Annotated in this window: 9 protein-coding genes and 1 riboswitch; of the genes, 7 read left to right on the top strand and 2 right to left on the bottom strand. The window is 34.3% G+C overall.

Annotated features, from left to right (window positions below):
- Positions 1–2: 2 nt before the first annotated feature.
- On the bottom strand, positions 3–1,340 hold the full coding sequence (gene mgtE, locus OCV67_RS00490) for a magnesium transporter (protein ID WP_147641892.1): 1,338 nt from the start codon (positions 1,338–1,340) through the stop codon (positions 3–5).
- 73 nt (positions 1,341–1,413) lie between these two features.
- A riboswitch (M-box (ykoK) riboswitch) is annotated at positions 1,414–1,571 on the bottom strand.
- Between the two features lie 215 nt (positions 1,572–1,786).
- Between mgtE and OCV67_RS00495 the strand changes: the two genes are divergently transcribed.
- The 6 genes from OCV67_RS00495 (at position 1,787) to OCV67_RS00520 (ending at position 10,904) form a co-directional block, all read left to right on the top strand.
- Entirely contained in the window at positions 1,787–2,833 is a 1,047-nt protein-coding gene (locus OCV67_RS00495; protein ID WP_147641893.1) for a glycoside hydrolase family 25 protein, read from the top strand.
- Between the two features lie 54 nt (positions 2,834–2,887).
- Complete coding sequence (locus OCV67_RS00500; RefSeq protein ID WP_147641894.1) at positions 2,888–6,187, top strand: PD-(D/E)XK nuclease family protein; 3,300 nt, start codon at positions 2,888–2,890, stop codon at positions 6,185–6,187.
- A gap of 185 nt (positions 6,188–6,372) precedes the next feature.
- On the top strand, positions 6,373–6,621 hold the full coding sequence (locus tag OCV67_RS00505) for a TM1266 family iron-only hydrogenase system putative regulator (protein ID WP_147641895.1): 249 nt from the start codon (positions 6,373–6,375) through the stop codon (positions 6,619–6,621).
- Between the two features lie 14 nt (positions 6,622–6,635).
- A complete protein-coding gene (hydG, locus tag OCV67_RS00510; RefSeq protein ID WP_147641896.1) occupies positions 6,636–8,087 on the top strand; it encodes a [FeFe] hydrogenase H-cluster radical SAM maturase HydG in 1,452 nt (483 codons plus the stop codon).
- A gap of 20 nt (positions 8,088–8,107) precedes the next feature.
- The gene (gene hydF, locus OCV67_RS00515; RefSeq protein WP_147641897.1) at positions 8,108–9,292 is read left to right on the top strand and encodes a [FeFe] hydrogenase H-cluster maturation GTPase HydF; all 1,185 of its coding nucleotides are present in this window, start codon (positions 8,108–8,110) and stop codon (positions 9,290–9,292) included.
- A gap of 148 nt (positions 9,293–9,440) precedes the next feature.
- Complete coding sequence (locus tag OCV67_RS00520; RefSeq protein WP_147641898.1) at positions 9,441–10,904, top strand: transglutaminase domain-containing protein; 1,464 nt, start codon at positions 9,441–9,443, stop codon at positions 10,902–10,904.
- Between the two features lie 58 nt (positions 10,905–10,962).
- On the opposite strand, the gene OCV67_RS00525 is transcribed toward OCV67_RS00520, so the two are convergent.
- Entirely contained in the window at positions 10,963–11,604 is a 642-nt protein-coding gene (locus OCV67_RS00525) for a type I phosphoribosyltransferase (RefSeq protein ID WP_147641899.1), read from the bottom strand.
- A 186-nt stretch (positions 11,605–11,790) separates the two neighbouring features.
- On the opposite strand from OCV67_RS00525, the gene OCV67_RS00530 reads away from it, so the two are divergent.
- Positions 11,791–12,732, top strand: a complete 942-nt coding sequence (locus tag OCV67_RS00530) for a glycoside hydrolase family 25 protein (protein WP_147641900.1) — start codon at positions 11,791–11,793, stop codon at positions 12,730–12,732.
- Positions 12,733–12,788 lie beyond the last annotated feature (56 nt).

Consider the following 12,788-nt stretch of genomic DNA (forward strand, 5'->3'; position numbering starts at 1 on the left):
AATTAATGCCTTAATTCTGAAAAAATCATTGTTGCAAATTGGAAATAAATCAGCATTGAGCATGTATCAACAATCGTACTGATCAAAGGAGTTGCCATTATTGCAGGGTCAAGTTTAACCTTTTTAGCTATAAGCGGAAGGGCGCAACCTATAAATTCTGCAATAATTACCGTTCCTATAATGGAAAGAGTAATTACTATTGAAAGTTGAAGATTCTTATAAAATATAAATATTCGCAAACCATTTGTTACAGCAAGTATAACGCTGATTATTAAGGAGATCCTGAATTCCTTAAAAACTGCTTTAAAGAAGTCTTTGAATTGGATTTCACCGGTTGCAAGTCCGCGAATAACAGTAGTTGAGCTTTGAGAACCGCAATTACCTCCTGTTGACATGAGCATCGGGATAAATGAAACTAAAATAGGTATAGCCTGAAATGCTTCTTCATATTTTGTAAGCAGATTTCCTGTAATTGTAGCTGAAAGCATAAGAACAAGAAGCCATCCTATTCGTTTTTTGGCGTGGGTAAAAACTGAAGTTTTGAAGTATGAATCCTCTATTGGCTGCATAGCTGCCATTTTGGAAAAGTCCTCTTCATTTTCTTCAGCGATTACATCCAGTACATCGTCAAAAGTAATAATTCCTACCATTCTTTCCTCATTATCTACAACAGGCATGGCAAGGAAGTCATATTTTGAAAACTTTTTAGCAACGTCTTCACGGTCTTCATGAGTATAAACAAATTTCACATTAGAATCCATAATGCTTTCTATTGTGGCATCTTCGTCAGCTGTAACCAGATCGAGAATTGTTACAAATCCTATTAATTTACGTGATTCTGTAATATAGCAGGTGTATATTGTTTCCTTGACAACCCCGACTTTTCTTATCCAGTCCAAAGCCTCTTTTGTAGTCATATTTTTATGAAGATAGACATATTCGGTAGTCATAACACTTCCTGCACTGTCAGTCGGATAGTCCAGAATAGCATTAATCTGTTTTCGTGTTTCAGCGTCTGTATTTTTAAGAATTCTGGATACAACATTTGCCGGCATTTCTTCAATAATATCAACCGTATCGTCAACAAATATTTCATCAAGAATTTCACGCAGTTCTTTGTCACTGAAACCGCTGATAAGATGCATTTGCGTATCGCTGTCCATGAACGTAAAAGTCTCAGCTGCAAGTTCTTTAGGAAGCAATCTGAATAGAAGTGTTATGTTCCTCGGAGAAAGCGTTTCCAGAAGAGATGCAAGGTCTGCGGGATATAAATCTTTTACAATGGATTTGATTTTTACATAATTTTTTTCATTTAAAAGTTCAAGAATTTTTTCGGTCATAAGCTGTACACCTCTGAAAATAAAATGAAAAGTCCGCATCAGGACATGATACGGACATAAAAATATAAAATATCTGTATTTCTGTCCGTTCGAGCTTTAGCTTCGCAGGGCGTGAAATTACATTAAAATATGCCTTGGTTCGACATATTTTGTTAACCATCTCATAGTGTCTCCACTACTTTGCGGCAGTAACCCGTATCCCTGTGGTAGCCTTACCTACCGGAATTATTATATTAATAATACTCTATTTTTTTCGTTTTGTCAATAAGATTATTAACATTAATGAGCAGAATATGAAAAAAACTTGTTAAAATTACATAAAATATATTCTTGTTTTTTTGCTATTTCATAGAAAAAATTGCAAATTATTAAAAAACAGTTACAAAATATAAAGAAATATGTTATAATATAGTCATAATTGAAATTTTAATATTACGGGAGATGAAATGATGCATTTTTTTAAATCAAAAAAATTTATAATTATGATTGTTTCAGCAATTATGATGACATCTCTTGGCATTACTGCCAATGCAGAATCGCTTCTAGACCAGACATTGACTTATGACAGTAATAAGAGCGCTTTTTTAAATTATGATCCGGAAAATGATACATATGAGCTTCTGACTGAGGATGGCGATGATATTTCTGATTATGTATATGATGAAACTCCTGATGAAACGCAAGCAGCGGTCACAACGCCGGCAGTTACAACAAGATATATATCTCCGGCAACTACTGTTCCTCCGTACATAGGAAGATTAAGAGCTGAAATTTTATCGGAGAGAGCGTTGCTGACAAAAGCTACAACGGTAAAAACCACTGTTAAAACGACCGTAAAAACTACAACCAAAGCAACGACCACTACCAAAAAAATATATGACGGCATTGACGTTTCCAGGCATCAGGGAAGTATAAACTGGAAGAAAGTAAAATCAGCGGGTATTGACTTTGTAATGATTCGCGCCGGATACGGAATGGAATACGATCAGGTGGACGCTAATTTCCATACAAATATAAAAAATGCACAGGCTGCCGGACTGGAATGCGGCGTTTACTGGTACAGTTATGCAGTCAGCACATCAGAGGCGCTTAAAGAAGCGAAAGTATGCTATAATACAATTAAAGGCTATAAATTAAGCTATCCGGTTGCTTTTGATATTGAAGATCCTACTCAGACAGGACTTAGCGTTACTACAATTTCAAATATGACAAAGGTTTTCTGCAACTATCTTGAAGAACAGAAATATTATGTGTCAGTATATAGCTATGCAAGCTTTCTTAAGGATAAAATGAACAGCAGCGTATTGTCAAGATATGATATATGGGTTGCTCATACAGGAGTATCTAAGCCTTCATATACCGGAAGCTATGGAATGTGGCAGTACAGTCATACAGGAAAAGTAAACGGAATCAGCGGAAATGTTGATTTGAATTATGGATATAAAAATTATCCATCAATAATTAAATCCAAGAAATTAAACGGTTATACATAAAATAAAATTGGGTACTGTTTTCAGTACCCAATAATTTTCAAAGGAGAAAGATTAGTGTTAAATTTTATACTTGGCGGAGCCGGATGCGGAAAGTCTTATTTGATGATGCAGAAAATCAATCAGTTTATAAATAACGGTAATGAAGTTATTTTTATTGTTCCGGAACAATTTTCTTTTGAAACTGATAAAAAACTTTACAATTTTTTAGGTTCGAAAAATTTTAATAAAATCTTGTCTGTAAGCTTTACTTCTCTTGCTAAGGAAATTTTTGAAAAGTTTGGCAGCAGATCCGGCGAATACGCCGAGGATATTCATAAATTTATTCTCATGAATAAAGCGATTAAGGAGCTTGAAATTAATAAGTCTTTACAGTATTTTAATAAACAGTCCCGCAAAATTAATTTTATAGGCGATGCACTTAAAATTGTTACGGAATTCAGACAATGCGGTATTTTGTCAGAAGAATTTATGAGATTTGTTGATTCTGCCAATAATAAATATAATGAAAAAATTTACGATCTGGCTCTTATTTATTATACTTATGATAATATGCTTAAAGAAAATCATCTTAAGGATAGTCTTACAGATATTTCTGAAGCGGCCGCTATAGCTAATCTTAATGATTTTTTTGACGGACGTATTGTATTTATAGATGAATTTGAAAGCTTTACCGGTGATGAGTATGAAATGATTGATACGATTATCTCACAATCAAAAGATGTATTTACAGCGCTCAGACTGGAAAATATAGGAGAAAATCAATACGGAGTATTTGATTCTGTTGAAAAAACATGGAAAAGCTTTTACCAGATTGCCAAAAAATATAATATTAAAATTGTAACTGAAAATTTAAAAAATACAGTAAAATATAAAAATGATGATTTAGCTTATCTTAATAAAAATATATTCAGAAATTTTAACGGTAAACAACAGTATTCGGAAAACATAAGTATAATTGAATGCAGAGATTTATATGAAGAGGCAGATTATATATCTTCTCAAATTAAAGAACTTGTTATGAATCAAAATTACTTATTTAGTGATATAGCTATATTGTCTAGACAGCTTAATGAATATACTTATATACTTGAAGCCGCATTCAGAAAATATAATATACCTTATTTTATGGATATAAAAAAATCGGCTTATCATACTGTAATAATGCAGCTTGTTATAAATGCAGTAAATATTTTGTGCGAGGCCAGACCTGATACGGAAACAATACTAAAATATATAAAAACACAGCTTAACGATATTACAATAAAAGAAATTTCAGAAATTGAAAATTACTGTTTTGAATGGGATATAAGAGGTGAACAATGGTTTAGTCCTTTTACTGCTGAAATAGAAAAGAAATCAGGTGTTGAAAATACCCGAAAGAAAGTTATGGAGCCTATAATCAATTTACGAAATAAATGTAAAGGCGCCGATTGTAAAAAAATATGCAAAAGTATATATGAATTTTTATATGAAACTAAGGTTCCGATCAGAGTATCAGAATTATGCGGCAAATTAAATGATATGGGATTGACTTATCAGGCAAAGGAACAAAAAAGAATATGGGATATGCTTATGTCGGTTTTGAACGCCATTTCAGAAATCGGAGGAGCTATGACAATGAGCGAATTTCACCATTTATTTACAGCGGTTATTAAACAGATCACATATTCTATTCCTCCGCAGACTCTGGACGGAGTACATGTTGCAGGTGCTGAAACAGCAAGATTGGATTCGCCGAAAGCTGTGTTTGTTCTGGGAGTAAACGAAGGATATTTTCCTATGGCTTCCCATAAAAGCGGACTTTTAAATGAAAAAGACCGTATGAAGTTTGAAATGTCCGGACTTCGGCTTTCAAGAAATACGGACGAGCTTATATCAGATGAAAAGCTGATAGTATATAAAACCTTGACTTATGCTTCAGATAAGCTTTTTATATCGTATCCTCTGAGCGATAACACAGGTTCTTCACGATATCCTGCGTCAGTATTGACTCAAATACGCAATATGTTTAAAAATGAAATATTGAGTTCTGCTTCGGATAAAGATATAGTGTTTTATTCTTCAACCCCCCAAGCGGCGTATTATAATTATATACAAAATTTTAGTCGATCAGACAGTAAAATTGAAAGTCTGAGAACAGTCTTGAAGGACTATCCTTACTATACGGCAAAAATTGATTACTTAAAAAAAGTATCTTCGCAAAAAGAATTTCATATTGAAGACGCTAACCTGATAAAAAGAATTTATACTGATTCTCTTAATATTTCCGCAACGGGAATTGAAGAATTTAATTTATGTCATTTTAAATTTTTCTGTAACAGCGGTTTAAAATTAAAAGTCAGAAGAAAACGTCAGATCGGCAGCCTTGAACAAGGTAATTTAATTCATCAGTGTCTTGAATGCGTTTTAAGCTCATGTAAAAATAAAGAAGAGTTTGATAAGTTAAGCCGAAATCAAATAAGTAAAATAATTGAAAAATGTGCCGATGATTATTTTGAAAGCAATATGGGGGGTGTAATAAAAAGAAATGCAAGACTGGAAAGTAACCTTAAACGTATAAAGGAAAATATATTTAAAATAATTTCTCATTTGCAGAATGAATTGAAACAGTCTGAATTTCGCCCTATAAATTTTGAATTTAATATAAATGAAAAGGGAATAGCGAATTTAACCGGAGATAACGGTATCGAGATAGTAATCAGGGGGGTTATTGACAGAGTAGATATTTATGAAAGTAACGGTGAGAAATATATACGTGTAATTGATTACAAAACCGGTAAAAAAATTTTTTCCATGTCGTCATTGCTTTATGGCATTAATTTACAGATGCTTTTATATATGTTCACTATCACAGGCAGCGGGGGAGCATACAGCGACTGCAATCCGGCAGGCGTGCTGTATATGCCTTCCGGAGAAATTGTCTGCGGAAGGGACAGAGACGAATCGGATAATATGGAAGAATATTTGAATAAGCATTATAAAATGAACGGAGTAGTATTGAATGACCGTGCGGTACTTAATGCTATGGAAAAGGATATTCAGGGAATATATATTCCGGCAAAGCTGCTAAAGGGAGATACCGGAGACGGAGAACTTCTTTTAAATAAACGTTCTTCATCATGTCTTACTTCTTCGCAGTTTAAAAAACTCAGGCAGCATACAGAAAAAATAATAATTGATGTATGCAATGAGCTTTACAGCGGTAATATTGACGCTGATCCGCTGGTGATTTTCGGCGGCAGTCCTTGCGATTACTGTGATTATTGGTCGGTATGCGGAAATGTTCCTTGTGAAAAATATCGTGAAGCTGATAAAAATGCGGAGGAGAAAATGTTAAAAATTATTTCTGATTAAAAATGATCTATTGACAAATGAATAAGATATGGTATAATTAAATCATAATTACTGTTTTCGGGCTGTGAAGAATTTATCTTAGCAATCGGCTTACAGGCTTATGGGCATATAATAATATGTAATAGCTTATAGTTTACCCGATTAGTTAGTAATCGGGTATTTTTATTTTTGAAAGGATTTTAAAAATGGAAAAAAGAATAGCGGTGCTTGCCGTGATTATCAATGAGCTTGAGTCATCAGAAAAGGTTAATTTAGTTCTTCATGAATACAGTGGAATAATAATAGGAAGAATGGGTATTCCCTATAGAGAAAGGGGAGTTTCAGTTATATCTGTTGTTGTGGACACTGATACCGATACAATAAGCGCTATTACGGGTAAGCTGGGAAAAATCAGCGGTGTATCTGTAAAAGCAGCAATATCAAAAAGTAAATGAAAGAGGTTAGAAAAATGTATAACAGCAAATCAGTTAAATCAGAGGAATTTATTGATCATGAGGAAATAATGAAAGTCCTTGAATACGGTGAAAAGAACAAGGACAATTCCGAAATGGTTGATGAAATTTTAAAGAAAGCGGAATCATTAGTGGGACTGGATCGTTATGAGGTATCAGTTTTGCTTTACGCATGTGAAAATAAAGAAAATAAAGAACTTCGTAAAAAAATATTTGCTATGGCTAGAAAAATTAAGGAAGCGATTTATGGTAAAAGGATTGTAATGTTTGCTCCTTTATATGTATCAAACTACTGTATAAACGGCTGTAAATACTGCGGTTATCACTGCGGTTCCGGAATCAAAAGAAAGAAGCTTACTCAGGAGGAAATTGCAGAAGAATGCCGTGCAATTGAAGCAATGGGTCACAAGCGAATTGCAATGGAAGCAGGGGAGGATCCGAAAAACTGCGATATTGATTATATTATCGAATGCATGAAAACTGCTTATGCAACTAAAAACGGAAACGGTGAAATCAGAAGAATCAATGTAAATATTGCGGCAACTACTGTTGAGGATTATAAAAAACTAAAAGAAGCCGGAATAGGTACTTATGTTTTGTTCCAGGAAACATATCATAAACCTACATATGAAAACTTGCATCCGTCAGGACCAAAAAGCAATTATGATTATCACACAACAGCTCATGACAGAGCAATGCAGGGAGGAATTGACGATGTGGGTATCGGAGTATTGTTTGGACTTTATGAGTATAAATATGAAGTTATCGGTACAATGCTTCATGTAAAGCACCTTGAGGATACATTTGGAATAGGTCCTCATACAATTTCAATTCCGAGAATCAGAATGGCAGAAGGCGTGGATTTAAGTCTGTTTCCGAATATAGTGACAGATGAACAGTTTAAAACGATTATTGCCGTTTACCGTTTAGCTGTACCATATACCGGAATGATAATTTCCACAAGAGAGGAGCAGAATTTCAGAGACGAAATTATTTCTCTGGGAATTTCACAGACCAGCGGCGGTTCATGTACAGGAGTTGGCGGATACGCTGAAAGATTAAGCAAGGGATACTGTGATAGCAGCTGCGATGATCAGAGTACTGCACAGTTTAAGGTCTCAGATGAGAGAACAGAAGCGGAAGTAACTAAAACGTTGCTGAAAAACGGATATATTCCAAGCTTCTGTACTGCCTGTTACCGTGCCGGAAGGACCGGCGATCGTTTTATGCAGCTTGCAAAGACAGGAAATATTTCTAACTGCTGTCTGCCAAACGCTATGCTGACACTTGCTGAATATGCTCTTGATTACGGTGATGAGGAATTCAATAAACTTACTTTTGATGTTATTGAATCTGAAAGAGAAAATATCAAGGAGGAGAAAGTAAGAGTTAAGTTTGACGAATACCTTGAAAAAATTAAATCAGGGGAACGTGATTTCAGATTTTAAAGATCCGAAAGGAGATTACTATGGTTTCAGAGATTAATCAGACGCCTAAGGCGTTGAGATTGCATATCGGAGTATTCGGAGATACTAACGCAGGCAAGTCTACATTTATTAACGCAGTTACCGGACAGAATATCGCTTTGACTTCCCCTGTTGCCGGAACAACAACGGATCCTGTGTTCAAGCCTATGGAATTACTGCCTTTAGGTCCGGTAGTGTTTATTGATACGGCAGGTCTTGACGATAAAAGCGAGCTTGGACAAATCCGTGTTGAAAAATCTATGGAACAGTTAGAAGTGTGCGATGCAGCAGTACTGGTAATAAGCAGTGAGAGTCAGAATGTCTGTTCCGTTAAAGAATATGTCAGTATGATAAAATCAAAGAAAATACCGTATGTTATTGTAGCGAATAAAATTAACGGTAAGAAATCTGAGTTGGACTTAGAACTGTATGGCAATGTTGTTTCGGCAGATTTAAATGATAAAAATGATATTGGTAAAATAAAAGAAGCTTTAATAGATTTGCTTAAAGATAAAATTGAAGATCCTGTTCTTACCGCTGATCTTGTACACCCTGGAGATTTAGTGATGCTCACTGCTCCGCAGGATATTCAGGCGCCTAAAGGACGTCTGATTCTTCCAGAAGTACAGGTTCTGAGAGATTTGCTTGACAATAACTGTATGGTAATGACTGTAACGTCTGATAATATCCGTAACGCACTGGATAGTCTTAAAAATCCGCCGGCACTTGTTGTTACCGATTCACAGATATTTAAGGAAGTCAACGAAATAATTCCGAAAGACATTCCCCTGACATCTTTTTCATTGCTGATGGCAAAAATCAAGGGGGATATAAAAAGTCTTATAAAGGGTGCTGAATCAATTAATAATCTTACGGACGGTGATAAAGTTCTGATACTTGAAAGCTGTTCGCATCATGCTATGGATGACGATATTGCAAGAGTAAAGATACCTAATCTGTTAAGAAAATATACCGGTAAAAATCTTGTTATAGACAACATATCCGGACAAAATATAAGTATAAATATAAAAGACTATAAACTTGCAATACATTGCGGAGGATGTATGATAAATAGAAAAGCTATGCTTAAAAAGCAACGGATATTTAGTGACGCCGGAATACCGATGACTAATTTTGGAGTGTGCATAGCGTATATGAATGGAATGTTGAAAAGAATTTGTTATTAAATTATTGTCAATGAAATTTTGGAATATTTCTAGAATTTCATTGACATTTTGATTGTAATATTGTATAATATGTTTAAAAGATATAGAGGCGGATTAAGGGTAAATAATTTGGAAGGAGGATACCATTATAATATGGTATAAAAGTTCTATGAAAAAATTTACCATTAGTTTTTTAACTGCTTTTTTCTTCTGTATATCTGTTTTTTCAGGTTCGGATGATTATGCAATCAGGACGGGACTTTCAGCTGCCGCTTTCGAGGCGATAAGTGCAGAAGAAGAATTTGATGCTGAAATATGTTATGATTCCGGCGATTGGAGTCAAACATCCTTGTTGATGCCAAATGATTTTGAATTTCTTTATAATGAAAATACGTTCAGTTATTACGATCAGCTTGATGATAATAATAAATCGGCATATAATGCAATGAAAGTATGGCTTAATCCTACAACTGAAAATATTTCGATTCCTTTGCCCGAATCAATAACCTTTCAGGCTGATTCAGCAAATATTTCTGATTGGAGCGATGATCAGCGAAGTGAATTCTGGAATCTTGTTATGGCAAATATTAAGGAGGGCAAAACAGCGCTGACATTTGATTATCCTGAATTATTCTGGCTGGATGAAAAAAAGATCACGGTATCTGTTGCAAATGCTAAAGTAAGCCGTAATTTTATAACAGGAAAATACACTGTATATGTTTCGGAAGTAACAGTAAGCGGTAATGTTAAAGATGTATATAATGATGTTGAAACCGCTGAAAAATTTCAATCGATTTATGAAGACTGTGTGGATAAATTCACAGTAGAAGGAACAGATAATTACAGTAAAATTAAATATATTCATGATTCAATAATAAAAAGAGTAAATTATGATTTATCTGCGCCGTACTATGATACCGCACTGGGATTTTTTATAGAACCTTATGGTATAGTTTGCGAAGGATATTCAAAGGCTATGAAAATCTTATGCGATAAAGAAAATATACCATGCATTCTAGTAGTCGGAAACATAAATCTGGAAACAAATTTTGCACATATGTGGAATTATGTGCAGATGGAAGACGGACAATGGTATGCAGTAGACTGTACATGGGACGATTTGGATGATGAAACGAATCCTGTTAAATATCAATACTTTCTTAAAGGGTCTGAAAGTTTTAACAGTAATCATACTCCGGATAATACGTATATAACTCCTGCATTTACTTATCCGGAATTAAGTGATACTGATTATGTGTATATTTCAGATCAGCCGATTGTCACAACTTCTGTAACGTCTCAGGTTACCTCTTCGGTAACTACTGTTTCAATAAGCGTTGAAAGTTCTGCAGTATCTAAAACTACTGTAACATCTGAAAGCAATGTAACATTAACTACATCAGCAGTTTCTTCTGTTGCTTTGACAACTTCTTCGTCTGGTACAGAAGTTGTTATAAAAGGAGATTTTAATAATAATGGAAAGCTTGATACGGGAGATGCAGTAATACTGCAAAGAAAATTAGTAAGGAGCTTGGAAATCAGCGATACGGATTTAAATTATGAGCTTAATGATGATAAGCGGTTAAACATCTGGGATTATGTTATTTTATTGCGCAGAATCAGAAGTATATAAAAAAGAGCGGTATTTCCGCTCTTTTATTTTTTTATATTTTGGTTATTTTTAAGCAGCATTATATTTTTGAATAGCCAAAGCTGTTAATAATTGCATCAACTTTTTGACCGGATTTACAAAGCTTGCAGTCATGAGCCGACATGGTTTCGTAATTATTCAGATCTTCAGAAGTAAAAATTGAATTGATTTGAATGCCGTTATGTTCGTTTATCGCACTGAATATAGAAGCAACACCGGCAAGCTGACCGTTATAATATTGCAGACACTCAACTGAACGGTTGATAGTTTTTCCCGTTGAAGCAGATGAAATCAAAAGAAGAATCTGTTTATTGAAAACGTGTTTTTGAATATTATCCCTGAAAATCATTTGATTGTTTGCATTGGTTTCCGGAGTAATTACACAAATGTCCTTTCCGCTGTTGATAGAGGTATGTCCTTCCTTTGCAAGCTCTCTTGCAAGAAAAGCGCCGATGATTTCAGTGCCTTCAAGACATATAATTGTATCGACAGACAAATTGGAAATATATGCTTTTGCAAGTTCTCTTGCAGTTTCCTTTGCTACCTTATGATGAGTTTTGATTTTTGTCATATCAATATAGTAATTAACATGTGAATGATTGGTTGCAAAATGTCCGGGAATTACTCCGATTTTTATTTTGCTGTTGGATTTTGATTTGATTTCTAATATTCTTGTTTCCATTATTTTGTTCCTCCATTAGAATTTTATTAATATAATTATAACAGATTATACATAATATGTCAATCTGAAATATAAATATTTATGCAAATTAAAATGATTTCTGGGAGAAGCTTTAATAAAGTCAGAATTTTATATTTACTTTTAATCGGTTTTATGATATTATTAATTTATGAAAAGGAGGCGGCAATGAAAGCGGTAATAAAAAATATTTTAATAATAGTTGAGCTTATACTTATTATTTTTCTGTCGGTGGTTGTTTACTTTTTATACCAAAAAAATAATGAAGCTGTAACTACAATGGGAGCCGGAAGTATATCGACTGATCAATATGAAGATATAGATAGAAAAGTAAACGAGAATTACTATGAGCTGAGCGGCAAGAAAATACTTCTGGAGGACGGTACATACGGAGAAATATGGATTCCTGTTTTGGAAAATGTTCCGGCTTTTTCCAAAGAAATTGACCAGATAAAAACAAGAAACGGACGAAAATACTATTTAGACGGTTCTGATATAACATCATTGCTCGGCGTAGATGTTTCTGTCCATCAGGAAAACATTGATTGGCAGAAGGTAAAAGAATCAGGAATAGATTTTGCCATGATTCGTCTGGGTTATAGGGGTTACGGCAGCGGCGAAGCCGGACTTGATGAAAATTATGCTGAAAATATTCAGGGAGCAAGAGAGGCGGGAATTGATGCCGGAGTATATTTTTTTTCCCAGGCAATAACAGTTGAAGAAGCAGTTGAAGAAGCGAATCTTGTTATTGAAAGCCTGAAAGGACTTGATATAAATTATCCTGTAGTATATGACTGGGAAATCATTTATGATGACACTGCAAGAACGGATAATGTATCTGTCGACGTTCTTACGGATTGCTGCGTGGCATTCTGTGAAACTATAAGAAATGCCGGATATACTCCTATGATATATCAAAATAAGCGTACTACTATTTTTAAGCTTGATTTGAACAGGCTGACGGACTATGATTTTTGGTTAGCGGAATATGGTTCGGAACCTACATACTATTATGACTTTGATATGTGGCAATATACAAGTACTGGAAGTGTTCCCGGAATAGAGGGAGATGTGGATCTGAATATAAGTTTCAAGGACTACAGCAAATAAACTTTGAAAGAGCAGTAATAAATACTGCTCTTTAAATTTCGTTTAATTTACTTTAT

This window comes from Porcipelethomonas ammoniilytica, from assembly GCF_025567485.1.
Taxonomy (GTDB): domain Bacteria; phylum Bacillota; class Clostridia; order Oscillospirales; family Ruminococcaceae; genus Porcipelethomonas; species Porcipelethomonas ammoniilytica.